This window comes from Rheinheimera oceanensis (genome assembly GCF_018831085.1).
Taxonomy (GTDB): domain Bacteria; phylum Pseudomonadota; class Gammaproteobacteria; order Enterobacterales; family Alteromonadaceae; genus Alishewanella; species Alishewanella oceanensis.
In genome coordinates this window covers 1,579-25,095 of the sequence record NZ_JAGPNM010000007.1, presented here as the reverse complement: position 1 = coordinate 25,095, position 23,517 = coordinate 1,579, and the positions used below count along the sequence as shown (strand labels likewise).

Below are 23,517 nucleotides of genomic sequence, written 5' to 3'. Positions count from 1 at the left end.
TTAGTCCTTTTGCCGGATTAAATAAGGATAAAGCCGCAATTGCGGAGCTAACTGGCTTTTGAGCATATCAAACAGCTGCAAAATTTCCGGATTAAGTGCCGAAATATACTTATGTTCAGGAAGGTAAAACAACGCACGGGTGCCATGATAATCCATTTCATCACCAATTTGCTCAAACGCCAGCCCCAACCGCTCAAGGCGTTTTTTTAATCTGGGTTCTACCACAACGAACATTGCCTTGTGATGACACATTTGTACCAGCGCAATAATGCTCAGATACAAGCCTATGGCTATATTAGGGAAATTTCTGCGTTCTTCTTCTGAAAATACATCTTTTTCCAAATTAATCTCGTTAATGACATAAGGCGTATTTTTTTCCCCTAAACGACGGCGAAATGCCTCTGGCACAGCAAGCCGGGAAATCTCGCTGAAAGAACCGCGTTCAAACTCCGACAGGTCAATTAAATCGGTTCTGACTGATGATAAACAGTGCTGCTCAAACGGCAGTTGATAAGATGGGTTTTCCGCCGGAGGAATAACCAACCTTGCAGTGCCAGCATACTGGCCTGTCCTTTTATGCACCAATAGCAAGGCAAAAGAGTAGTCGTCACACTCATCGGTTTCCATACCATTTTCGCGCAACGGCTCCCAGCCCAGTTCTTCACAGTAAACTGAGTGTCTGATCTTAAAAGACTCTTCCCGTAACGCTGTTGAAGCGGCAAACTTAATTTCAAAATACTGCTTAAAATTGTCGGCCAGGCTGACACAATCCATGATGATATCCAGTTAATACATTAGACTCAGTAAATATAGTAGCCACTCTTTGTTTGTTTTACATAGTAAAATCATCTAACAATGCGAATTTTATATACTAAATTATTTAGAGTCACATCAAGTTCACAATAATATTAACTAACCGTATATTTAGCCGCCAACTGCTGCAACGATGCACCGGTAACCCGGTTTATCCGCCAATCATGCAGCATCGTGGCCCCCTGCGCCTGGTAAAAATCTATCGCTGGTTGATTCCAGTCTAGTACAGACCACTCAAGACGGCCGCAGTCGCGCTCGACAGCCAGTTTCGCCAGGTAGCTCAGCAGTACACGGCCTAAACCTTTACCGCGGTGTTCAGGCAATACAAATAGATCTTCCAGATAAATACCTGGTTTAGCTAGAAATGTTGAATAATTATGAAAGAACAATGCAAAACCGGCTGCCTTACTATCATATTCTGCAATGACAACCTCAGCATAGGCTTTGTGACCAAATAATGTCTGCTGTAATGTTTCTTCAGTAGCTACAACCTGATCTGACAGCTTTTCATATTCTGCCAGCCCTTGAATAAAAGTTAATATAATAGGTACATCTTGCGGTGTAGCTAAACGTAAATGAATTTTATCTGACATAACAGTTCCTTAAAGCAATAAAAAAACGCCGACACAGCATCAGGCTCTGTCGGCGTTTGAGTTTAGCAAGTTGTTTAGACGACGTCAGCTGAGGTTAAAGCACGGCTTTCCAGCTCACCTGCTTTAAAGCTATCCACGCTGATAGCGCTAAAACGCAGGGCGTTCATTTTTAATAACTGTTTCGATTCAGTGTCGCTAATCACTTCCGCCAACAGGGCCTGTTCAATGGTTTGCTCTAATGGTTGTTTACGTGGCAGCTTACCGTCACGCTGGGCCTGATAAATTTTTTTCATTACAGGTTGCGCTTCATACATGGCAACAAAAGCGCTTTCCATCAACCCCGTAGCGTCATCTTCACCCTCGCCGATATAACACAGGTGGGTTAAGCGGTCCCGTACTACACCAGGTTTGGACATTGTTTCACAGATCTGAATTACGGTATCGTCATCCGGCATTTTGTAACCAATGCCAAACGGGAATACCAGTACACGCAATACTCCGGCAACAAAACGGTTGGGAAAGTTGGCAAAAAAGCCATCAAAAGCACGGCCAATTTCAAACAACGCCCGCTGCAGACTATAATGCACGAATGGCAAGTCACATTGCTGACGACCGTTGTCTTCATAAAATTTCAACACGGCAGAGGCAATATACAGCTGGCTTAATACATCACCCAGGCGCGCTGATAACATTTCACGGCGTTTTAATTCACCACCTAAGATTAACATCGAAAAATCGGCACTTAATGCCAGACCACGGCTCATTCGGCTTAATTGTTTATAGTATTTGGCTGTTTCACCAGATACCGGCGCGGAGTTAAAGGCACCAGCCGTTAGCCCTTGCCACAGTGCACCAAAGGTATTGCCGATGGCAAAACCAATGTGTTTCAGTAACAGGTTATCAAACTGTTTTAAGCCCTGTTCTGCATCCGGGTTTGCCGCTGCTTCCAGCTCAGCCAGTACATAGGGATGACAACGTGTTGCGCCCTGACCGAAAATCATCAGGTTGCGGGTCAGAATATTCGCCCCCTCTACTGTGATGGAGATAGGAATGCCCATATAACCATGCGCCAGGTAGTTTTTAGGACCTATCTGAATAGCACGGCCAGCATGAATATCAAAGGCATCATTCATCAGGGTTCGCGACATCTCTGTCATATGATACTTGGCAATAGCGGTTACCACGCTTGGGCTTAAGTTCATATCGATAGCACCGGCAGTCATCACCCGCATTGCTTCAAGGCTATAAGTAAAACCACCGATACGGGCAAGAGACTCCTGCACACCTTCAAACTTACCAATTGATAAGCCAAACTGTTGGCGCACATAGCCATAAGCTCCTGTCATTCGTGCGGCCAGATGCCCGGTAGCGGTGGCTAATGCAGGCAGGCTGATCCCCCGGCCTGCAGATAAACACTCTACCAGCATCCGCCAGCCACGGCCGGCATATTCTGGTCCGCCAATAATCCACTCCAGCGGGATAAACACATCTTTACCGTAAGTAGTGCCGTTCATAAACGCCATGTTCATCGGGAAGTGGCGATCACCAATTTCAACACCTTTATGACTGGTAGGAATAAGGGCGCAGGTAATACCCAGCTCTTCTTTGTTGCCGATTAAGTTATCCGGATCATACAGCTTAAAGGCCAGGCCCAGTACCGTTGCTACCGGTGCCAATGTAATGTAGCGTTTATCCCAGTTAAGACGAATACCAATAACTTCTTTCCCTTCAAACTCTCCTTTACACACAACACCGGTATCTGGAATGCCGCCAGCGTCAGAGCCTGCCTCAGGGCCCGTCAGAGCAAAACAGGGTACTTCGGTACCATTTGCTAAACCGGGCAACCAGAAGTCTTTCTGCTGCTGTGTGCCGTAGTGCATTAGCAACTCACCAGGGCCTAAAGAATTAGGCACCATTACCGTTACCGCTGCGGTTAAACTGCGGGTAGCAATGCGCGATACTATGGTTGAATTAGCAATAGCAGAAAACTCGCGGCCACCATAAGATTTAGGGATAATCATCGCGAAAAAGCCTTCACGTTTTAAGAAATCCCATACTTCAGCAGGCAAATCACGTTGTTCCTGCACAATTTTGTAGTCATCCAGCATTTTCAGCAGGGTTTCTACCTGATTGTCCATAAAGGCCTGTTCATCAGTATTCAGTTCAGCTTTAGGAAAACTATGTAGCTTTTGCCAGTCAGGCTTGCCCTGAAACAGATCACCATCCCACCATACATCACCTGCCTCCATCGCCTCACGCTCGGTATCTGACAGTGGCGGCAGAATTTTTTTAAACATGGCAAAGACAGGTTTGGTAATTAAATTACGGCGAATATCTGCAACGCCGAAGATAACTGCCAAAGTGACAATCAATACTAATAAAATCAACATATTATATTCCTTCGCTCGCCAATGCAGGCGCGGTATGACTTAATTGAGTAACAGTAGTAACAGGCGCAGCAATAGCTGCAGATAAGTACGGTAGTAAACGTAAAATTACGCCTTCAATATCAACCTTTTCATTAAAGTCTGCTTCGGCTATTTCAGCCAGAGCTTCATTAGATGCCATGGTAAATACCACAGTACCCAGTGAAAAGTGCAGTCGCCAGAATAGCTCGCTGGGTGGCAAATCCGGACAGGCTTGCTGTACCAGTAATACCAGCTTATCCAGTACACGGCCATAATGATGGTTAAAAAACCAGCGCAAGTGCCCTTGTACGTCGGTATAACCACGGCCCAGCAGTTGTAAAAAAATTCGGGCACCATTCTGATGTACTTTGTTTAACTCCAGCAGCGGCTTTACAAACACTGATAGTACCTGGCTTAAGCTGTTTGGCTGTTGCACTGCAAGCAAACGGGTAAACTCCTGGTCCAAACGCGGCATTAACACTACCAGATAGCGCTGTAGCACGGCCTGAATAAGCTCTTTTTTTGAGCCAAAATGGTAGTTAACCGAGGCTAAATTAACCTCCGCCATGCTGGTTATCTGCCGTAAAGAGGTATCGGTAAAGCCGGTTTCGGCAAACAATGTTTGTGCCGCATCAAGAATTTTATGTTGGGTGCTGTGCTTAACTGACATAACTCCACCAATATTTAAACAAGTGTTTGAAATGTACGTTTGAATTTGAATACTGTCAAGCGGCAAATCAACAACTGGTCTAACCTGAAGCGTTTAACCAGCTTTTTTGTTTTACATCATTGGTATTATGCTGTTTGAAACTTAAACTAGTGACTTACCCTTATTTGCTTTGCCGGAGTTCTGGTTGTCTGTTCTGAAAATAAAACCTGATGCGTTAAAACTGGGTTACGCCATTAAGCTGCCTGCTGGTTGGCTGAAACATCCATTCTTGTCCAGCAATATGATCATAGAAAATAGCCAGCAGCTGCAAATCATCCGTTCGCTCAACCTGGATTATGTGTTTTTTTATCCGGGAAAAAGCATAAAAATGGCACAGCCGGAAGAACTGAATGATGACGATACGGCCAGTTTTAATATGGCCGCCAGCGAAGCTCAACTGAAAATGCAGCAGGAAAAAATGCTGCGTATTGAGCAAGCCAAAGCGCACCGGCGTGATTTACAACGCACTGAAAAAGCTTTTGCACAATCGTTGTTACAGGTAAAAAGTCTGATGGGCAAAATTAACAGCCGGCCACTGAATGCCATAGACGAAGCCGGTAGCCTGATCAGCGCTATGGCAGATATTCTGCTTGGTGCTGATTCGCTGGTACTGCATTTAATTTCCGGCGCAGCTAAAGAGCAGGAAGGCTTGTATTATCACTCATTAAATGTGGCTACATTGTCGATGATGCTGGCAAAAAACCTTAACTTACCGGCTGCGCAGATTAAAGCCGTCGGCATTGGTGCTCTATTCCATGATATTGGCAAAATAAAAATACCCAGCCAGATTTTACGCAAAACCACAGATCTGAGTGCGCCAGAGCAAAACCTGCTAAAACTGCATACCAAATATGGTGTCGAGTTAGTGGGTTTAACCGATACCTTTCCGCTGGAAGCCTGGCCTATTATTGAGCAACACCACGAGTATATTGACGGCAGCGGTTACCCTAAGGCTTTAAAAGAGCCACAAATCGATGCGTTAGCTAAAATTGTCGCAGTGGTTAATGCGTTTGACAATTTATGCCATCCGCTGGATATCAGTAAAGCACGCTCGCCGCATCATGCACTGTCGTATATGTATCGTAGTATGAAAGGCAAGCTGCCTGATCGTGAGATGAAAGTGATGATTAAAATGATGGGCGTCTACCCACCAGGCACCATCGTTTTATTGTCGGATCAACGGCTGGGTATTGTGATGTCGGTAAACAGCGACAGCCTGTTGTGTCCGAATGTGCTGGTATATGATGCCGATGTACCAAGGCTGGAAGCGCCGATTTTAACATTAGAACCGGATAAACTCAGCATCAGCAAGGTAATTAAAATTCAGTCGCTCCCGCAACATATTGCTGAATACTTAAACCCCAGAGCCCAGGTCAGTTACCATATTCAGGGCAAGCCCTGATGCTACTTTACAGATAAGCATGACCGGTTTGCTCTAAATCAACCGTTGGAGGCCATGGATGGCCGGAATCGAGCCTCAGGGAAGATTCATGGCGTGTTGATGTGAGCAAACCGCGTCATGTAACACGATAAACTGACCACTGTCAGATACAAACAGCGGCCTTTTTATTACTTCAGATGCCGGTCAAAAAACTGCGTAATGCTTTTATGCAGATGGGTTTGTACCGGTTGACCAAACATAGAGTGCTTACTGCCCGGATAATTAATCATATCAAACAGTAAGCCCTCATCCTGCAGCTGCTTATACAGCTTGGTACTGTGGGTAAACAGCACGTTGTCATCCGCCATACCGTGATAAATCAGTAAATTACCTTTTAAGCCAGCGGTGTAAGGAAATACCGCACTGTCGGTATAGCCCTGAGCATTTTGCTTAGGGTGGCCCAAGTAGCGCTCAGTGTAATGGGTGTCATATAATGCCCAATCAGTAACCGGCGCACCTGACACACCGGCAGCGAAGTAATCACCGGCTTTAAACATCGCCATTATTGCCATATAACCGCCATAGCTGTGGCCATAAATAGCAATCTTATCTGCAGCAACATAGGGTAAGCTGCGCAGGTATTCTACACCGCGGATTTGGTCGTTTAACTCTACCTCACCCAGTTTTAAGTAAATCGGATCTTCAAAGGCTTTGCCACGGTTATAAGAGCCGCGGTTGTCGAGCTGAAATACCAGATAGCCCTGCTGCACCAAATAATGCAGATATAAGTCGCGCGGGCTCCAGCTATTGGTAACACGCTGTGCATGCGGGCCACCATAAACGCTGACGATCACCGGGTATTTTTTATCCTGCGCCAGGGTTTTCGGCGCAAATAAACGGTAGTGCATAGTCTGGCCATCTTCAGCCTCTAAAGTGCCAAAACGCGGTGCCATCAGTTCAGCGTGGTACGGTGTTAGCACATGGCTGCTGTTCAGCTCGTTTTGTTCCAGCCAGGTAAGCACCTTACCGTCCAAGCCGCGCAGTGCCACTTTAGTCGGTGTACTGACATTAGAAAAACTATCGATAAAGCTGCTGCCATCTTTGGCCATCACCAGGGCATGGTCAAAACCAGCCTCGGTTAAACGTCTGATCTTGCCGTCTTTTAAACTAACCTGATACAAATGGCGCTCCAGCGGTGTATCTTTACGGCCGGTAAAATATACCATACCCTGCTTTTCGTTTACTGCATCCAGCTCATCTACTACCCAGTTACCGCTGGTTAGCTGACGTTGCAGCTTGCCGTTAAAATCAAAGTGATACAGGTGTTTATAACCATCACGCTCAGAGGCCCAGATAAAGCCCTGTTCGTTATCCAGGAAATGTAAATCATCATGCAGGTTCAGCCAGGTATTGCTGTTTTCTCTGAGTAATACCTTTTGCTGATTATTGTTTAAGTCAACCAGCCGCAGTTCTAACTGCTGTTGGTTGCGGCTTTGCCACTGGTAACTTAAATAACGGGCACTTTTCGTCCACTCTACCCGCGGAATATAGATATCTTCGTTATCACCATGTGGCAGCCAGTTAATGCTACCGTCTTTGAGCGTTACTACACCAAGCTGAATTTTGGCATTGGCAGTGCCGGTATACGGATAGCGCTGGTTAAACAACTTAATTTCGTCGGCATAAATCTCGTTACGCACTACCTCAGCTACACCGCTTTCATCGGTACGGGTAAAGGCAATTTTGCTGTCATCCGGAGCCCACCAATAGCCAGTCATACGGCCCATTTCTTCCTGGGCAACAAATTCTGCCATACCGTTTTTAATATCACCGCCGCCATCAGTGGTTAGCTGTGTTTCTTTGCCGCTGGCAATCTCCAGTACAAACAGGTTCTGCCCCCGGATAAAGGCAACATAGCGCCCGGTAGGTGAAATAGTAGCGTCAGTTTCAAACTCGCTGGTATCGGTGAGTTTTTTTGCGCTTTTGCTGCTTAATTCGTAGTAGTACAAATCACCGTTTAGCGGAAATAACAGTGCATCGCTGTTTTTCGACCAACTGTAACTGATAATACCGGATGCGAATAACCGCATGCGTTCGCGGCGGGCTTTTTCTTCATCAGATAAGGTTTCAGCACCGCTGATTAAGCTGTCAGCGTCAACCAACAGGCTGTGCTTGCCTTGTTTGATATGGTACTGCCATAAATCCAGGCGGTTGGCATCATTCACCTTGCCTTTAAGGTAGGTTACCCGGCTGCCATCCGGTGCCATACTCAACGAGCGTGGTGTGGCGCCGCTTAATGCCGGATCAGCAAATAAGCGCTCTAACTCCAGTTGCTTTGCATTAAGCATGTTGCTGCCTCCGAATAGTAAACACAGTGCCAGTACAAAACGTGGTAATTTAACGTGCATTATTGTCCCTGCGACTTTGATTTAATTTTGCTTGCCGTTTGTATAATGCTTCAGGCTAAACTGCAAGAAAAAGCCGCTTGCGTTATGCCTGACTGCGATAAAAAGAGGATCTGACAAATGAAACTGACCGAAGTTACCCATCCGCTGGTAAAACATAAAATTGGTTTACTGCGTGTTGCTGATATCAGTACCAAGCAGTTTCGCCAACTGGCCGCTGAACTGGGTAGCCTGCTAACCTATGAAGCCACTAAAGATTTAACCACCGAAACCGTTACTATCGACAGTTGGAGCGGCCCGGTACAAATTGAACAGATCCAGGGTAAAAAAGTCACTATAGTACCGATACTGCGCGCCGGCCTGGGTATGCTTGATGGTGTGCTGGAACTGTTACCCAGTGCCCGTATCAGTGTTGTGGGCATTTACCGCGATGAGCAAACCCTGCAACCAATACCGTATTTTCAAAAACTGGCGTCAGATCTCGATCAACGCCTGGCGATAGTAGTCGACCCTATGCTCGCCACCGGCGGCTCACTGATCGCCACTATTGATTTGCTAAAACAGCACGGTGCCAATCATATCAAAGCCCTGGTGTTGGTAGCCGCGCCTGAAGGCATTGCAGCACTGCGCCTGGCACATCCTGATGTTGAGCTGTATACCGCCGCAGTTGACCGTTGCCTGAACGAGCAAGGCTATATTCTGCCTGGCCTGGGTGATGCAGGTGATAAACTGTTTGGCACCAAATAAGGATAACATAGTGCAGTTAATTCCCTGGTCTTATCATACCCGCCAAGGCTTTACCCTGCGCGGCTATCGCAGCGTTGCCAGCGGCAAGCCAGTGCTGCATATGCTGCATGGCAATGGCTTTTGCAGCCGAATGTACCAACCTATGCTGCAACTGCTGGCAGCAGACTATGACTTGTTTTTATCGGATGCTCAGGGCCACGGCGACAGTGATCACGGCGGCGCTTTTGTCGGCTGGAATAGCAGCGCGACATTAGCAGCCGAAGCCTGGCTGGCGCACAAGGACAGCTATCCCAATGTAACGGTATATGGTGTTGGTCATAGTTTTGGCGGTGTTTTAACCGCATTGATACACACCTCTGCTCACAGTCCCTTTGCCGGTGCTATCTTGCTTGATCCGGTGTTATTTACTCCCGGCATGCTAACAGTAATGAGCACATTAAACGGCGTGCGGCTGTACCATAAAAACCCGCTGGCTAAAGCGGCACTGCGACGCCGTCAGCACTGGCCTGATAAAGATACCGCACTAAATTACCTGAATAATCGTGGCATGTTCGCCAACTGGCACCCCGATGCACTGGCAGCCTATATTGACCATGCGCTAAAACCGTCAGAGCACGGCCTGAGCTTAAAATGTTTACCGCAACGCGAAGCCGATATTTTCGCTTCTTACCCGCATAAACTCTGGCAACAACTGGCGCAACCATGCCCGCCGGTGCATGTTATTTATGGTGATAGGAGTTATGACTTTATCGGTAAATCACTGCGTAAATGGCAAAAATGTAATGCTGCTGTCAGCGTTGAGCAAGTCAGCGGCGGTCATTGCTTTATGCAGGAAGATCCGCAGTCAGCGGCACAATATATTCTGCTTGCGGTTAGATCACTGAATTGTCAGTTGAAATAGCTGTTAATGCCTAGCCTGAATTCCGTTATAATGACGAAAATATTAACCTGGAACCCCAGATGAAAAAGCGTTTATTAGTTACCGCACTGCTGCTGTCAGCCTGTAGTCATTTACCGTCTGAGCGACCGGCAGACACAACTACCCTTAATGTGCCACCACAGCCTGTCGCTGTGTCTGAGCCTGAAGAAGTAGTAATAGAAAATTCTGACACGGCAGAATCTGTCGCCACCGATTTTGAGCACATCTTTGTTGATAGCGATATGACATTCAGTGGCACTCTGCCGTGTGCCGATTGCCCGGGTATCAGCTATCATATTAACCTGTACCGTGATGGCCGTTTTGAAGCACGCCAGGAGTATCTGGAGCGTAATCAGGTTAATCTGGTAAAAGGGATCTGGTTACTGGAAAACCGCAGTCTGCATCTGGTTAATCAGCAGCAAACCCTGCCTGCTTTTCATTTTTTATCTAACCGTCAATTAACAATGCTGGATTTAAGCGGCAAGCCCATCAGCAATAATCAACAGTATCAGTTGCAACGCGCTGCTGAGTTTAAAAAGCTTGATACCCGCCAGGCTATGCTTGGCTTATATATGCTGAGCAATAATCAGGCAACCTTTACCAGTTGCCGCAGTGGTGACAGCTTAAATGTGGCTAATACCCAACATCACTTGCCGGTAATGCGCCAGTATCAGCAAGACGCCCGTTTTAACGGCAATGCCGTTATTGCTACTCTGGTTGGCCGCAGAGGCCAGGACGAGCAAACCAATACGTTGTTTATTGATAAATTTGAACAATTCTGGCCGGGAGCAACCTGCCCCGATCAAATTCAACCTGGCAAAATGCAGGGTATTGTCTGGCGTGCAGAAAAGCTGACAGATCGTTATGTACCGCAGCAGCTAAATGTCAGAGTAATTTTTGATCAGAACGACCGTTTATATGGTTTTGCCGGCTGTAATAACTTTAACGGCAACTACAAGCAGCGCTCTAATCAGTTAACCGTGCAACCACTGGTAAGTACGCGGAAGTTCTGCGCTGAAAGTAGTGAGTTGGAGCAACAATTTACCCAGTCACTGCAATCGGCCGACCGCGCAGAAGTAAATGGCGATAAATTACAGCTGTTTAAAAATAATCAGCTTATTTTGCAATTCAAGCCTGCGGTTAACTAACCGCAGCCACTGCTTTGCATAGCAATTACATGCAGACATAAAAAAGCCACCTTGCGGTGGCTTTTTTTTGCGGCGTAAATTACGCTGCTAAGGCTTGTTTCGCTTTGCTCACTAAAGCAGTAAAGGCTGCTTTATCGAATACTGCGATGTCAGCTAAAATCTTACGGTCGATTTCTACTGAGGCTTTTTTCAGGCCATCAATGAAACGGCTATAAGATAAACCATTCATACGTGACGCTGCGTTGATACGCGCGATCCACAGTTGACGGAACTGACGCTTACGTTGACGACGGTCACGGTAAGCATATTGGCCGGCTTTAATAACGGCCTGGAAAGCAACACGATAAACACGACTGCGGGCACCGTAGTAACCTTTGGCCTGGTTTAATACCTTCTTATGACGCGCGCGCGCCGTTACACCACGTTTTACTCTTGGCATGTCAGACTCCTAATTAATTATGCGTATGGCATGCAACGGACTAAGCCGGCGATGTCTACTTTAGCGACTAAGGTTTTTGGACCTAACTGACGCTTACGCTTAGAGGTCTTCTTCGTCAGGATGTGGCGAAGGTGTGATTGCTTACGTTTAAAGCTACCAGAAGCGGTTTTTTTGAAACGCTTCGCAGCACCTTTATTGGTTTTCATCTTTGGCATAGTTAAAAACTCGCATTGTTAAATTACAACGAATAATAAGGCGTTAACCCCACACTTCGCAGTGTGGGGCTACACTTGAAAGCACCTATTACTTCTTATTTGGGGCCAGCATCATGATCATCTGGCGACCTTCCACCCGTGAAGGGAAAGATTCACACAAGGCAATGTCTGATAAATCTTCTTTAATCCGATTTAACATATCAATACCAATGTCAAGATGCGCCATTTCACGACCACGATAACGTAGCGTTACTTTAGCTTTGTCACCCTCTTCAATGAAGCGACGCAGGTTGCGTAGTTTTACCTGGTAATCGCCTTCATCAGTTCCAGGCCGGAATTTTATTTCCTTAATCTGGATCTGTTTTTGCTTCTTCTTCTGCTCTTTCAGAGCTTTACTCTTTTCAAACAGGAACTTACCGTAGTCCATCAACTTACATACTGGCGGTTCGGCAGTTGGGCTGATCTCAACTAAATCGGCACCACTTTCTTCAGCCAAACGATTGGCCTCAGCAATACTTACTACACCCAGCTGCTCACCTTCCAAACCAATTAACCTTACCTCTGGCAGATTAATTTCTTCGTTTATCCTGTTAGGACGGTTTGCAGGTAATGTTTTCTTTCCTACTTTAATAGTATGTTCCTCCGAAAATTATTCTTATCGCTTAATCTGGCTTAAACCCGGTTTTTAATTTCTGTGGTCAGCTTCTCTACAAAAGCGTCAACAGACATTTTACCCAAGTCTTCCCCCTTGCGCGTTCTCAGTGCAATATCACCGGCTTCCATTTCTTTATCACCAACGACAACTAGGTAAGGAATGCGCTTAAGCGTGTGCTCGCGAATTTTAAAGCCTATCTTCTCATTTCTCAAGTCACTTATGACTCTAATACCGTGAGATTTGAAAGTTTTTACCAAATTCTGCACATATTCGGCCTGATTATCGGTAATGTTCATCACCACCACCTGAGTTGGTGCCAACCAGGCAGGAAATAAACCGGCATATTCTTCAATTAAAATACCGATAAAACGCTCGATAGAACCCAAAATGGCACGGTGGATCATTACCGGCGTTTGCTTTTCGCCGCTTTCAGCCACAAAAGTAGCACCTAAACGACCCGGTAACGCAAAGTCTAACTGCACCGTACCGCACTGCCAGGCACGGCCTAAACAGTCGTGCAGGGTAAATTCAATTTTAGGGCCGTAAAAGGCACCTTCGCCCGGCTGTAAATCATAGGCAATATCATTGGCTTTTAACGCTTCGGTTAAGCCCTGCTCGGCGCGGTCCCACATCTCGTCAGTACCGATGCGCTGTGCCGGCCGCGTAGACAGTTTTACTGCCACGTTTTTAAAGCCAAAGGTACTGTAGGTGTCGAACACCATCTGGATACATTTGGTCACTTCAGCCTGTACCTGATCTTCCGTACAGAAGATATGCGCATCATCCTGAGTAAAACCACGCACCCGCATTAAGCCGTGTAAACCACCTGATGGCTCGTTACGGTGGCAACAACCAAACTCAGCCATTCTTAGCGGTAAATCACGGTAAGACTTTAAACCCTGATTGAAAATCTGCACATGGCCCGGGCAGTTCATTGGCTTAATGGCATATTCGCGATGCTCTGACTGGGTAGTAAACATATTGTCGGCGTACTTTTCCCAGTGGCCGGATTTCTCCCACAGCACGCGGTCCATCATTAACGGGCCTTTTACTTCATCGTATTCGTACTGGCCCAGCTTCTCACGGACAAAGCTTTCCAACTCACGGAAGATAGTCCAGCCATCATTGTGCCAAAACACCATACCCGGTGCTTCTTCCTGCCAGTGGAATAAGCCCAGCGCCTTACCAATTTTACGGTGGTCGCGCTTTTCGGCTTCTTCTAACTGCAGTAAATAGGCTGCCAGCTGTTTTTTATCGGCCCAGGCGGTGCCGTAAATGCGCTGCAGCATTTTATTTTTCGAGTCGCCACGCCAGTAGGCACCGGCCACTTTCATAATTTTAAAGTGCTGGCAAAAACGCATATTCGGCACATGCGGGCCACGGCACATATCAATATATTCTTCGTGATGATACAAACCCGGCTGATCGTCTTTACTAACGTTTTGCTCAAGAATCTCAAGCTTGTAGCTCTCGCCACGGGCTTTAAAGGTATCTACCGCTTCCTGCCAGCTGACTTTTTTCTTAATAACGTCATACTCGGTTTTCGCCAACTCCAGCATGCGCTGCTCCAGCCTGGCTAAATCGTCGCTGCTAATTGGCTGGTCTAAATCAACGTCATAGTAAAAGCCGTTATCAATTACCGGACCGATGGCCATTTTTACGTTTGGCCACAGCTGCTTAATGGCATGGCCTAATAAGTGCGCACAGGAGTGGCGGATAATTTCCAGACCTTCCTGATCTTTGCTGGTGATAATACTTAAGGTTGCATCAGTATTAATAGGGTCGCAGGCATCAACTAACTGGCCATTCACCTTACCGGCAATAGTGGCTTTGGCTAACCCCGGGCCGATGTCTTTGGCGACATCCATAACTGAAACAGCATGATCAAAAGCGCGCTGGCTGCCATCTGGCAGAGTAATAACTGGCATGATAAATCCTTATACAGTGGTGGCCCATACCAAGGGTCACATGTTAAATAACGTGGCTAAAGCCGCAGTGCAGCAAAGCAGTTAATGGCCTATACAAGAAGCCATCTGCTAAACCGGGCACGGCAGCCGGTAAAAAAAGCAGCGCTATAGTAGCATCAGCCCGCTGGCTTGACCACAATATGACAAACTTTAAGCCAGGCAACAGCCGTGATTTTTTAGCGTTATCAGCCATACTTCACATTAAGCGTTTACGGAGGCAACATATGTGGCAGGCAATTGCTGAGCATATAAACAGTGAGCTGGATATTGATTTTCAGATTGAACAAAAAAGCCAGTTAACAGGCGGCAGTATTAACCTGGCCTGGCATATCAGTGGCCAGGGGCAACATTTTTTTGTCAAAATTAACCAGCGTGAACAACTGGAGCAATTTGAAACAGAAGCGCTTAGCTTACTAGCTTTAAAGCAAAGCCACTGCATTAGGGTGCCAAAGCTGATTTGCGCTGGCCAAACCATTGATAAAGCCTTCCTGGTGTTGGAATATTTACCCCTGGGTGGCGAAACAACAAATGGCTGGCGTGATCTGGCCCAGCAACTGGCGCAACTGCATAAGCAACATGATCAGGCCATGTACGGTTTTGACTGGGACAATATGCTTGGCAGCACACCTCAGCCAAATAAATGGCAGGCAAACTGGAGTAGTTTTTTTTCAGAACAACGGTTGGGTTGGATCTTACAGTTGCTACTGGAACAAGGCTTTGGTTTTGGCAATATCGACCAGTTGGTAGAACAATGCCGGCAACGCCTGCATCACCACCAACCGGCACCAAGTTTGCTACATGGCGATTTATGGCGCGGCAATGTCGGCTTTACCGGTGATACCGCAGCAGTATTTGATCCTGCCTGCTATTTTGGTGACAGAGAAACTGATCTGGCCTACAGCACCTTGTTTGGCCGTTTTCCGGACGATTTTTATCACAGTTACCAGCAATATTATCCGCTGGATGACGCTTACAGTGATCGTAAAGATCTTTATAATCTGTATCATATACTTAACCATGCTTATTTATTTCGGGGTGCATATCTGGTACAGGCACAGGAGATGATTAAGCAATTATTTCATTAAACTTATTGCGACAGGTTGTTTTACACCCCCAGCAGTACCTGACTTTACGGAAAGCAAGTTATGCAAATTGCCCAGCAACCCGTGGCGCTTATCACCGGCAGTGCCAAACGGCTTGGCCGGAAAATGATTGAAACCCTGCACACTAATGATCACCGCGTAATAATACACTGCAATCGCTCACGTCAGGACGCTGATGCACTGGCACTGCAACTAAACCAACAACGCCCTGACAGTGCCGCCGTATTGCAGGCTGACTTACTGCAAGAAGCCAACTGGCCGGAGTTGGCCCAGCAGGCAGTCGCCTGTTTTGGCCGGCTGGATGTGCTGGTAAATAACGCATCCAGTTTTTACCCTACCCCGGTAGCTACGGCAAGTACTGCACAATGGCAGGATTTATTTGGCTCTAATGTTAAAGCACCATTTTTTTTAAGCCAGGCACTGGCCCCCGAGCTGGCACGTAATAATGGTGCTATTGTTAATATGGTCGACATTCATGCAGGCAAACCTTTAGCAGAGCACAGTATTTACTGTATGGCAAAGGCTGCATTGCTAATGATGACAAAATCGCTGGCGCTTGAACTGGCACCGGCTGTAAGAGTCAATGGTATAGCGCCTGGTGCAATTTTATGGCCAGGTGAACAATCGGTTGCATTAAAACAGCAAGACAAAGAAGCAATACTGGCGCAAATTCCGTTGCAGCAGTTGGGCACTGCCACCGATATCGCTCAAACGCTGTTATTCTTGCTAAAAGCACCTTATATCACCGGGCATATTATTACGGTGGACGGAGGTCGCAGTTTAAGTAGTGCCCATAAAGCCTGACACTTAACAGGCTAAACCGGCCGGAGGAAGTCACTATGAGCGTGTTGCAAAAAACAATTGAATGCCCGTTTTGTGGCCATCCAATGCATTTAAGTGTAGAAGTTACCGACGAAGATCAGGATTACACCGAGGACTGCAGCAATTGCTGCAATCCTATTCATATCAGGGTACATAAAGACGAGCTGCACCACAGTGTGCAGCTGTTTATTGATGCCGACGATGAACAGTACTATTGAGCCCCGCTACAGTTAATCAACCGTACCGTTAATCAGCAGTACTGTTAAGCCGGCAAAAACCGCTCAGCCATAATGCGTTCTACCGTTTGCACTATGGTTTGCGTTTGCTGATCCAGCTCGATATTCAGCCTATCGCCCGGCTGCTTTTGCCGTAAGGTGGTAATGCTGAGTGTTTCAGGTATCAAATACAAATTAAAGCCATCAGTATAGGTTTCACCCACGGTTAAACTACACCCTTCAACTGCAATAAAACCTTTGCTAAGAATATAACGCATATATTCCGGCGCCAGTGTCAGGCGCATAGCACAATTATTGGCGCTTTTATCCAGTGCTGTTATTGTCGCCGTGGTTTGAATATGGCCCGAAACAATATGGCCACCCAATTCGCTGCCAAAGCTTAGCGAGCGCTCAAAATTAACCATATCGCCCACGTTTAGCTGACCCAGGTTCGTTTTGCTTAAGGTTTCAGCAATCACATCAAAACGTACCCAACCGGCCGTGCTATCAAAATCTGTTACCGTTAAACAGACGCCATTAATGGCAATACTGGCACCACGGCTTAAATTCTGCAGGTGTGCAGCGCCCGGCTGCAGGGTTAACTGACGAAATGCTGTTTCATCGTGGACGGCCGTTAACTGTGCCTTTGTTTGAACTATTCCGGTAAACATAAGCCCCCATTTGTGCTACATTGCGCGCCATTGCACGCTGCTGATACAACAAGCTTATTATGTTACCTTTTTCCCGCTTCGAAGCCAGAACCATACTAAAACTTTCCGGCCCCATAGTGCTGGCACAGCTGACACAAACCTTAATGTACTTTGTCGATACCGTTATGGCCGGCCGTTACAGTGCAGTAGATATGGCCGCGATAGCCGTGGCGTCCGGTTTATGGTTTCCGGTAGTTATGACCATGCAAGGCCTGTTGCTTGCGCTAACACCAATAGTGGCACAGTACTACGGCAGTAAACAAACCAAACCGGTTACCCACTTTACTGTGCAGGCGATGTATCTGGCCATGGCATTAGCAGCAGCGCTGTTTGTTGTGATGTTATACGTACATGTGCCGATTGACCTGTTAAATATGGATCAAACCCTGCGGCAAAAATCGCTGGATTATCTGTATTACGTTAGCTTTGGTTTATTTCCGGCTGCAGGCTACATGGTGCTGCGCAGCATGTTTGAAGGTATCGGCAATACCAAAGCCAGTATGTGGATCAGCTTTGTTGGTATTTTGGTGAATATTCCGGCCAACTATGTGTTTATTTACGGCAAGCTGGGTATGCCGGCGCTGGGCGGAGCTGGCTGTGGTATCGCCACCGCGCTGGTGTTTTTTGCCATGTTTATCGCCATTTTAATTTATGGCTGGTTTAGCCGCACAACTGAACGCTACCGTACCCCCCCCGACAGTTACCGGGTTCATCTTAAAGATATCTGGCAAATTGTTTGTATTGGCACCCCTATTGCCTTTTCCATCTTCTTTGAAGTGACCTTATTCGCCTGCATCCCACTGGCCATAGTACACCTTGGCCCTATTATGGTTGCCGGGCATCAAATTGCACAAAACTACAGTGGTATAGTATTTATGCTGCCGCTTAGCCTGGGCATGGCCACCACTATCCGCGTGGGGCATCTTGTAGGCCAGCAAAGCATTATGGAGCTGAAAAAGGCCGTATCTACCGCCATTGTGCTGGCGGTACTGATGTCGTTCGTCATTGCCAGCCTCACCTACGTGCTGCGTGGCGGCATAGCGTCGCTGTACTCACCGGATGCCTCGGTTATCGCGCTGGCCAGTTCATTGCTTATTCTGGCCTGTTTTTATCAGGTGTCTGATGCCATCCAGGTGGTATCGGCCTGCGCGCTGCGCGGTATGAAAGTGACCAAGCCGGTATTTTTTATTACCTTTATTGCCTACTGGCCAATCGGCTTTGGCCTGGGTGCCGTACTGGGATTAACAAACTGGCTGGTACCGGCAATGGGCGCGCATGGTTTCTGGATAGGTATCATAGTTGGTTTAAGCGTTGCAGCAGTGCTACTGGCCATGATCTTAAAGCGCACTTTAGTTAAATTTGAACAACAAGCAGGTTAAAATGCGAGGCCGTTTAGAAGAGCACGATGCGACATCTTGACGGTCAGCAGGACTTAGTGAATTAAGGAAAGCGGTTAGTACAGCAATCATTCTCGGTATCGTAATATCCGCAATAACAGCAATGCTCACATTCCTATTAAGAGAGCAAATTGCATTGCTGTATACAGGCAATCCCGAAGTCATTGCAATAGCGTCTTCTCTGTTGTTAGCGTGTATTTACCAAGCCACAGACTCGATACAGGTAACCTGTGCATCTATCCTGTGTGAAATGAAGATAACCAAACCTACCTTCTTTATCACCTTTATAGCCTATTGGCCGGTAGGGTTTGGTTTAGGGTATGTTCTTGGGTTAACAGACTATATCGTTCCTGCTATGGGCGTTCATGGGTTTTGGATAGGTATTATTTTTGGATTAACACTGTCGGCCTTACTACTGTCAATTTTCCTTAGAAGAGAGTTGGTCCGTATGTCAGCTTATATATAGCTAAAAATCAATAAAATTGCTCGAATTAAACAATACAACAAAGGTGATTGCATTATCATATTATTCCTACTTCAACCCATAATGCTTTGCAAATTTAATGTATATAGTTTTCAAATCGTCATCACTTAATGGATTAGGTGAAAAAATAGAAAGCAATGATTTGAAGTATCTTTTATCTTTAGTTAAGTTTCCAGTCCATATACCTTTAGCTACTGTTCTGTGAATAACAGAGTCGAAAACGAAATCATTCATTTCAAAAACAATGTTCTGACAAATGTTAAATGCGTTATTTACAGAGTCGAGAGAGGCTTTAATAGGTTTTTCAAGAAATTCAGAATGCTGATCCAAACCTAATACAATAGCATTCTTTGAACCCAAAAGACCTGATCGGTGAGCTATGCAATGCCTAAGCTGGCAAATTTTTTCATACTCGTCCAAAGCGTTGCTGATGACTGCATTTTGCTGCAAGTTACAACTTATACCTAGAAAACCTTTCATGTTTTCTACAATATTTTTTTTACTCGTAAAAGTACAATCCTCAAGTAAAGCTTCTGGTAGGAGTTCGTTATCGTGGTAGAGTGCAGCACCATAAGAAATAGCCTTACTATATGATGTTACCCTAGAGTCTTCGTCAACAAGTAATATCTTTCGGATAGTCTCTCTAAAATATGATTCTACACCAGAAACTATCCCCAGCATGACCAAGTTAGCTTTTATACGCCACTGTTGACTTTCATCAGTCGCACCGAGAATAATTGTTAGGTCTGTACGCAAAGAGACAAAACGCGCTATGGGAGAGCTGTCTAACGATAATGTTTCTTGGTCAAAATATAATGATGAATCAAACCGTGCTGAAGTTCTTACACCTGATATCTTGCTATTAAATATAGTGTTATTCATTTTTAAACCAAAAATTCGTTAATCCAAGCGTTGATTTTTCCATAAATGGCATTTGCTCTAGCAGTCTTCACAAATTTAGCTTTTTGCAATTCGCTTGCTGGATCCTGACTCATAATCACGTCTTCAACTGTTACAAAACTAGTTTTCTCTTTAATTGCTCGTTTTTGGAAATCCGAAAGAGGAAGTTCACTTAAAGGCTTAGCCATACAGTTTCTGAAAGTTGAGTGATCGACCAACGGCGCACCACATTGATGACAGAACTTCTGTTTCTCTGTTAGTCTCGTTGCCTTGCAAACAGTACAAGGGGGCAAGTCCAGATTTAGTTTTGAGAGTTTTTCCGATGGAATAATTGTGGCGAATGACGGCCTAATAGGATGTTTGGCTGACTTACCTTTTAAAACTGTTAATAACTCACCAGCATTGAACCCCTTGCTCTTAGTGAAAGCTCTCACAGCAAGCAAAAAAGAAATGTGAGGAATGAAACGTCTTAACTTTCGATCGACGCCGTGTGAGATTGGTTCAGCTTCATATAATAAACCTGCCTCAATAAGAAACCTTATCATTCTATCAGCTTTGTTTGGAATATCCGCAATGCCTACCGCTATAACTTTTTCAAAGTTTAAATTATCTTTTTCTAAATTGTCGTGATTAGCCTTCTTTAACAATTCCACTATGCTGTTTAAAAACTCTTCGCCCAAATTAATGACGCCTTTGTACTGCATTAGTTTTTCAGCTATTGAAAGGTATTCAGCGAGAATATACTTTCTTCTTTCTTCAATAATACGGTTAAACTTGACCTGACTGCTCCCAGTGGAGATTTGAGCATAAGATCTAACCATCATTATAAATGCTCGCGGTATTCCAAACGCTGCATATTTAAACAAATCAAGTATCTCACTCGGTATTGATATATCTGACGAGAATCGCTGCTCTGTTAGTGATGTCATGAATTCAAGATACTTTGGATTCTCAACACTCAACCAAACATGAACAGGTTCTGCATCATGCCCTAGGTGAAATCTTGGTCCATATTGGGTAGAACCTGGATACACTGAAGCTTTAGGTGAAATATAGGCACTTTTTAGACTTCTAAAAACCTCAAAAAATTCTGCCATATATTCAGGCGTAAGTGTCAACGCAGCATCATCCAGAAGTAAAACCGCTCTTTTTCTTGAGTTACGATGCATTATTTCTTGAATGAATTCTTGCACTTTGCTTACAGAAAGTGAATTAATGATATTGTCAAAATCTGAACTATATTGCTGTTTTTCAACAGCCCCTATAAACAACTTGAGGTCATCCTCAGTAAAATCGTCTAATTTTCTTTCATCCGTATAATCTTGCATACATGAAACAGCAATTTTCGCTAATACCCACGCATGAAATATACCAATAGCATTCGAAGATTCATTTATATATGTTTCGAGTCTAAGATAATGGTTGAAAGTCACATATATAGGCAGTGGCTTTGAAATATCGTTTTTACATGAAATGTAGGCACATCTCATGTGGTGAGTTTTTCCTGTTCCCCTTGGCCCAATAAGCAGCTTCGCACCGACCTGAATAAGCTTTTTCTGAATATCATCAAAAAACTGACTTTTTGCTGTTCTATCAGTTATGTAACTTTCGGGCAGGTAGTCAGCTCGTTCTTCAAATTCATGTGATTCAATGTCTTGAAGATCTTTGTCTTCACCTAGCTTCGACATAGCTTAAGTCCTTTACTAAACAGCCGTATTTTGATAAATTTTTGGAATATCAAGGAGTAAAAAATGACAAGTTTAGAGCAATACTACACCGAAGATCAGGTAGGTGAAAGACTTACGTCGATGCTACCCGATTTTGCTCCAAAAACTTGTCTTGAGTTAAGCGCTGGTGAAGGCGCACTTATTGGGCAAGTGCTTAAAAAGTGGCCAAACTTAGCGGTGACAACTTGTGAGCTAGATTCTAATAACGTACTTAAGTTATGCCAGAGATTTAACGGGCATCACGTCAATATAAACGCTTTATCGCCCCAATTCGAAACTCATTTTGGTATGCTAATTGAAAATTTTGATTTATCAATAAGCAATCCACCATATAACTGGATCATCCTAGATGATTATATAAAGAAAATATTAGCATCATTTAGCATATTAAATTTCTTTAAAGGCAATAAAATAAGAAGTGAAATTGTATTTATACTTCAATACCTTAGATTAACTAAGAATAATGGCGTTCTCGCATTTATTTTGCCAGAACTTTTGATTGCTGGGACTACCTTTGCAAAATTTAGAGAGTTTTTGTTCAAAGTTTGTACACCATTATCTCTTGCGGAAATTAAAAGTGGTTCATTTAAGGGTACTGAGGCAAGAACTTATATTTTATCTTTAGCTAAAACACCTTCTCCTATTGATCACAAAATTTCTTATATTGCGGCAAACGGAATATCATCAACTCTAACGTTGACAGATTTGACAAATGGTTTTAGAGATATTTTCCCCAAATTGGATCCATCAACTAAGTTCACTAACATCGAAATTTCCAGAGGCACATTGACAGGAAAGGAATGTAAAACCCTCAATTTCCCTTTCTATCACACGTCAGGATTTAATTTTAATAAGAACCAAGGCATTACTAGGATAAAACCGCTCAAACATGCAGGCAGTAAAGTCGTTTATGCTGAAAAAAATAATGTTTTAATAGCAAGAGTTGGTAGCAGAGTTTTAGGAAACGCAGTCTTTGTTGAAGATGGAATTTATGCTGTCTCTGATTGCGTATTCGTGATTCGTATCTTAGACAGAGCTATGGCAAAGGATTTTATAGATTATTGGCGTATTTTCTTTTCTGAAAATAGTGGGACTATTGCAAAAGGAACCTGCGCCAAATACATCACAAAAGACGTAGTTTATTTTGCCCTACAGCATTTCCTTAAACAGAACTTTAATAGAAATAAGTTAATACAAAACTCGTAGCAAGCTTAACCTCTTTTGGTAGTGCCTCGTCTTTTTAAGAATCAAATACTAACTTAATTCTTAAGGGGGTAAATGATGTGTATATTTGGTAACATAAACACATAAATTGGCCTTTTTGAGTTTGAAACTCAATTTAGGAGACTAAAAATGCGTTTTGAATCAAGATGCAGTCGATATTTAGCATTTATGCACTGTTTACACGGATCGTGCAACTGAATGCCGCTTAGCCTGGGCATGGCCACCACTATCCGCGTGGGGCACCTGGTAGGCCAACAAAGCATTATGGAGCTGAAAAAGGCCGTATTTACCGCCATTGTGCTGGCGGTACTGATGTCGTTCGTCATTGCCAGCCTCACCTACGTGCTGCGTGGCGGCATAGCGTCGCTGTACTCACCGGATGCCTCGGTTATCGCGCTGGCCAGTTCATTGCTTATTCTGGCCTGTTTTTATCAGGTGTCTGATGCCATCCAGGTGGTATCGGCCTGCGCGCTGCGCGGTATGAAAGTGACCAAGCCGGTATTTTTTATTACCTTTATTGCCTACTGGCCAATCGG

The 23,517-nt window shown here is 44.9% G+C and carries 23 protein-coding genes; 11 read left to right on the top strand and 12 right to left on the bottom strand.

Going from position 1 to position 23,517, the window contains the following annotated elements; translation table 11 throughout:
- From J3B89_RS15055 to psrA, 4 genes are all read right to left on the bottom strand, one after another.
- Complete coding sequence (locus J3B89_RS15055) at positions 1–774, bottom strand: PEP-CTERM/exosortase system-associated acyltransferase (RefSeq protein ID WP_215398431.1); 774 nt, start codon at positions 772–774, stop codon at positions 1–3.
- A 134-nt stretch (positions 775–908) separates the two neighbouring features.
- Positions 909–1,406, bottom strand: a complete 498-nt coding sequence (locus tag J3B89_RS15050) for a GNAT family N-acetyltransferase (protein WP_215398430.1) — start codon at positions 1,404–1,406, stop codon at positions 909–911.
- A gap of 74 nt (positions 1,407–1,480) precedes the next feature.
- On the bottom strand, positions 1,481–3,796 hold the full coding sequence (locus J3B89_RS15045; protein ID WP_215398429.1) for an acyl-CoA dehydrogenase: 2,316 nt from the start codon (positions 3,794–3,796) through the stop codon (positions 1,481–1,483).
- Position 3,797: 1 nt separating this feature from the next.
- Positions 3,798–4,484 (bottom strand): TetR family transcriptional repressor PsrA, encoded by a 687-nt coding sequence (gene psrA / locus J3B89_RS15040; RefSeq protein ID WP_215398428.1) that lies wholly within the window; start codon positions 4,482–4,484, stop codon positions 3,798–3,800.
- Between the two features lie 184 nt (positions 4,485–4,668).
- Here psrA and J3B89_RS15035 point away from each other — a divergent pair, with 184 nt between their 5' ends.
- Positions 4,669–5,925, top strand: coding sequence for a cyclic di-GMP phosphodiesterase (locus tag J3B89_RS15035; RefSeq protein ID WP_215398427.1), 1,257 nt, complete (start codon positions 4,669–4,671; stop codon positions 5,923–5,925).
- A 167-nt stretch (positions 5,926–6,092) separates the two neighbouring features.
- On the opposite strand, the gene J3B89_RS15030 is transcribed toward J3B89_RS15035, so the two are convergent.
- Positions 6,093–8,312, bottom strand: a complete 2,220-nt coding sequence (locus tag J3B89_RS15030; RefSeq protein ID WP_215398426.1) for a S9 family peptidase — start codon at positions 8,310–8,312, stop codon at positions 6,093–6,095.
- Positions 8,313–8,429: 117 nt separating this feature from the next.
- Here J3B89_RS15030 and upp point away from each other — a divergent pair, with 117 nt between their 5' ends.
- From upp to J3B89_RS15015, 3 genes are read left to right on the top strand one after another with little or no spacing between them, the layout of a single operon-like run.
- Entirely contained in the window at positions 8,430–9,056 is a 627-nt protein-coding gene (gene upp / locus J3B89_RS15025; RefSeq protein ID WP_215398425.1) for a uracil phosphoribosyltransferase, read from the top strand.
- 10 nt (positions 9,057–9,066) lie between these two features.
- Positions 9,067–9,957: an alpha/beta fold hydrolase gene (locus tag J3B89_RS15020; protein ID WP_349814228.1), complete on the top strand. Its 891-nt coding sequence runs from the start codon at positions 9,067–9,069 to the stop codon at positions 9,955–9,957.
- 59 nt (positions 9,958–10,016) lie between these two features.
- Positions 10,017–11,123 carry an META domain-containing protein gene (locus tag J3B89_RS15015; RefSeq protein WP_215398423.1) on the top strand — a complete coding sequence of 369 codons (1,107 nt, stop codon included), beginning with the start codon at positions 10,017–10,019 and terminating at the stop codon, positions 11,121–11,123.
- A 79-nt stretch (positions 11,124–11,202) separates the two neighbouring features.
- On the opposite strand, the gene rplT is transcribed toward J3B89_RS15015, so the two are convergent.
- The 4 genes from rplT to thrS all read right to left on the bottom strand — a co-directional run bounded on the left by rplT (position 11,203) and on the right by thrS (position 14,360).
- A complete protein-coding gene (rplT, locus tag J3B89_RS15010) occupies positions 11,203–11,562 on the bottom strand; it encodes a 50S ribosomal protein L20 (protein ID WP_068235207.1) in 360 nt (119 codons plus the stop codon).
- A 17-nt stretch (positions 11,563–11,579) separates the two neighbouring features.
- Positions 11,580–11,777: a 50S ribosomal protein L35 gene (gene rpmI / locus J3B89_RS15005; RefSeq protein ID WP_027672243.1), complete on the bottom strand. Its 198-nt coding sequence runs from the start codon at positions 11,775–11,777 to the stop codon at positions 11,580–11,582.
- A gap of 88 nt (positions 11,778–11,865) precedes the next feature.
- Positions 11,866–12,408 (bottom strand): translation initiation factor IF-3, encoded by a 543-nt coding sequence (gene infC / locus J3B89_RS15000; protein ID WP_215398627.1) that lies wholly within the window; start codon positions 12,406–12,408, stop codon positions 11,866–11,868.
- A 41-nt stretch (positions 12,409–12,449) separates the two neighbouring features.
- Positions 12,450–14,360, bottom strand: coding sequence for a threonine--tRNA ligase (gene thrS, locus J3B89_RS14995; RefSeq protein WP_215398422.1), 1,911 nt, complete (start codon positions 14,358–14,360; stop codon positions 12,450–12,452).
- A gap of 263 nt (positions 14,361–14,623) precedes the next feature.
- Here thrS and J3B89_RS14990 point away from each other — a divergent pair, with 263 nt between their 5' ends.
- Genes J3B89_RS14990 through J3B89_RS14980 form a run of 3 tightly spaced genes read left to right on the top strand, consistent with a single transcriptional unit; the run spans position 14,624 to position 16,542 of the window.
- Entirely contained in the window at positions 14,624–15,484 is an 861-nt protein-coding gene (locus J3B89_RS14990) for a fructosamine kinase family protein (protein WP_215398421.1), read from the top strand.
- A 60-nt stretch (positions 15,485–15,544) separates the two neighbouring features.
- Positions 15,545–16,306 carry a pteridine reductase gene (locus tag J3B89_RS14985; RefSeq protein WP_215398420.1) on the top strand — a complete coding sequence of 254 codons (762 nt, stop codon included), beginning with the start codon at positions 15,545–15,547 and terminating at the stop codon, positions 16,304–16,306.
- Between the two features lie 35 nt (positions 16,307–16,341).
- The gene (locus J3B89_RS14980) at positions 16,342–16,542 is read left to right on the top strand and encodes a CPXCG motif-containing cysteine-rich protein (RefSeq protein WP_215398419.1); all 201 of its coding nucleotides are present in this window, start codon (positions 16,342–16,344) and stop codon (positions 16,540–16,542) included.
- Positions 16,543–16,586: 44 nt separating this feature from the next.
- Here the strand turns inward: J3B89_RS14980 and J3B89_RS14975 are convergent, their stop codons facing one another.
- Positions 16,587–17,210, bottom strand: coding sequence for a riboflavin synthase subunit alpha (locus J3B89_RS14975; RefSeq protein WP_215398418.1), 624 nt, complete (start codon positions 17,208–17,210; stop codon positions 16,587–16,589).
- A 59-nt stretch (positions 17,211–17,269) separates the two neighbouring features.
- Here J3B89_RS14975 and J3B89_RS14970 point away from each other — a divergent pair, with 59 nt between their 5' ends.
- On the top strand, positions 17,270–18,628 hold the full coding sequence (locus J3B89_RS14970) for an MATE family efflux transporter (protein ID WP_215398417.1): 1,359 nt from the start codon (positions 17,270–17,272) through the stop codon (positions 18,626–18,628).
- Between the two features lie 85 nt (positions 18,629–18,713).
- Positions 18,714–19,112 (top strand): MATE family efflux transporter, encoded by a 399-nt coding sequence (locus tag J3B89_RS21525; protein ID WP_215398626.1) that lies wholly within the window; start codon positions 18,714–18,716, stop codon positions 19,110–19,112.
- Between the two features lie 66 nt (positions 19,113–19,178).
- On the opposite strand, the gene J3B89_RS14960 is transcribed toward J3B89_RS21525, so the two are convergent.
- Together J3B89_RS14960 and J3B89_RS14955 are read right to left on the bottom strand one after the other, a co-directional pair.
- On the bottom strand, positions 19,179–20,012 hold the full coding sequence (locus J3B89_RS14960; protein ID WP_215398416.1) for a hypothetical protein: 834 nt from the start codon (positions 20,010–20,012) through the stop codon (positions 19,179–19,181).
- Between the two features lie 2 nt (positions 20,013–20,014).
- Positions 20,015–21,718, bottom strand: a complete 1,704-nt coding sequence (locus J3B89_RS14955) for a hypothetical protein (RefSeq protein WP_215398415.1) — start codon at positions 21,716–21,718, stop codon at positions 20,015–20,017.
- A 63-nt stretch (positions 21,719–21,781) separates the two neighbouring features.
- Here J3B89_RS14955 and J3B89_RS14950 point away from each other — a divergent pair, with 63 nt between their 5' ends.
- Together J3B89_RS14950 and J3B89_RS14945 are read left to right on the top strand one after the other, a co-directional pair.
- Positions 21,782–22,963, top strand: a complete 1,182-nt coding sequence (locus J3B89_RS14950) for an Eco57I restriction-modification methylase domain-containing protein (RefSeq protein ID WP_215398414.1) — start codon at positions 21,782–21,784, stop codon at positions 22,961–22,963.
- 216 nt (positions 22,964–23,179) lie between these two features.
- Positions 23,180–23,517: MATE family efflux transporter (locus tag J3B89_RS14945; protein ID WP_251372469.1), on the top strand; the 338-nt coding region annotated here is incomplete at its 3' end.

Excerpts from the sequence above, each read along its gene's own strand:
- J3B89_RS15030 (WP_215398426.1), bottom strand. The coding sequence starts at position 8,312 with ATGCACGTTAAATTACCACGTTTTGTACTGGCACTGTGTTTACTATTC.
- upp (WP_215398425.1), top strand. The coding sequence starts at position 8,430 with ATGAAACTGACCGAAGTTACCCATCCGCTGGTAAAACATAAAATTGGT.
- J3B89_RS14950 (WP_215398414.1), top strand. The coding sequence starts at position 21,782 with ATGACAAGTTTAGAGCAATACTACACCGAAGATCAGGTAGGTGAAAGA.
- J3B89_RS14960 (WP_215398416.1), bottom strand. The coding sequence starts at position 20,012 with ATGAATAACACTATATTTAATAGCAAGATATCAGGTGTAAGAACTTCA.
- rpmI (WP_027672243.1), bottom strand. The coding sequence starts at position 11,777 with ATGCCAAAGATGAAAACCAATAAAGGTGCTGCGAAGCGTTTCAAAAAA.
- thrS (WP_215398422.1), bottom strand. The coding sequence starts at position 14,360 with ATGCCAGTTATTACTCTGCCAGATGGCAGCCAGCGCGCTTTTGATCAT.
- psrA (WP_215398428.1), bottom strand. The coding sequence starts at position 4,484 with ATGTCAGTTAAGCACAGCACCCAACATAAAATTCTTGATGCGGCACAA.
- J3B89_RS15050 (WP_215398430.1), bottom strand. The coding sequence starts at position 1,406 with ATGTCAGATAAAATTCATTTACGTTTAGCTACACCGCAAGATGTACCT.
- J3B89_RS14975 (WP_215398418.1), bottom strand. The coding sequence starts at position 17,210 with ATGTTTACCGGAATAGTTCAAACAAAGGCACAGTTAACGGCCGTCCAC.
- J3B89_RS15015 (WP_215398423.1), top strand. The coding sequence starts at position 10,017 with ATGAAAAAGCGTTTATTAGTTACCGCACTGCTGCTGTCAGCCTGTAGT.
- J3B89_RS14985 (WP_215398420.1), top strand. The coding sequence starts at position 15,545 with ATGCAAATTGCCCAGCAACCCGTGGCGCTTATCACCGGCAGTGCCAAA.
- J3B89_RS14955 (WP_215398415.1), bottom strand. The coding sequence starts at position 21,718 with ATGTCGAAGCTAGGTGAAGACAAAGATCTTCAAGACATTGAATCACAT.
- J3B89_RS15045 (WP_215398429.1), bottom strand. The coding sequence starts at position 3,796 with ATGTTGATTTTATTAGTATTGATTGTCACTTTGGCAGTTATCTTCGGC.
- J3B89_RS15055 (WP_215398431.1), bottom strand. The coding sequence starts at position 774 with ATGGATTGTGTCAGCCTGGCCGACAATTTTAAGCAGTATTTTGAAATT.
- J3B89_RS14970 (WP_215398417.1), top strand. The coding sequence starts at position 17,270 with ATGTTACCTTTTTCCCGCTTCGAAGCCAGAACCATACTAAAACTTTCC.
- J3B89_RS14980 (WP_215398419.1), top strand. The coding sequence starts at position 16,342 with ATGAGCGTGTTGCAAAAAACAATTGAATGCCCGTTTTGTGGCCATCCA.
- J3B89_RS14990 (WP_215398421.1), top strand. The coding sequence starts at position 14,624 with ATGTGGCAGGCAATTGCTGAGCATATAAACAGTGAGCTGGATATTGAT.
- rplT (WP_068235207.1), bottom strand. The coding sequence starts at position 11,562 with ATGCCAAGAGTAAAACGTGGTGTAACGGCGCGCGCGCGTCATAAGAAG.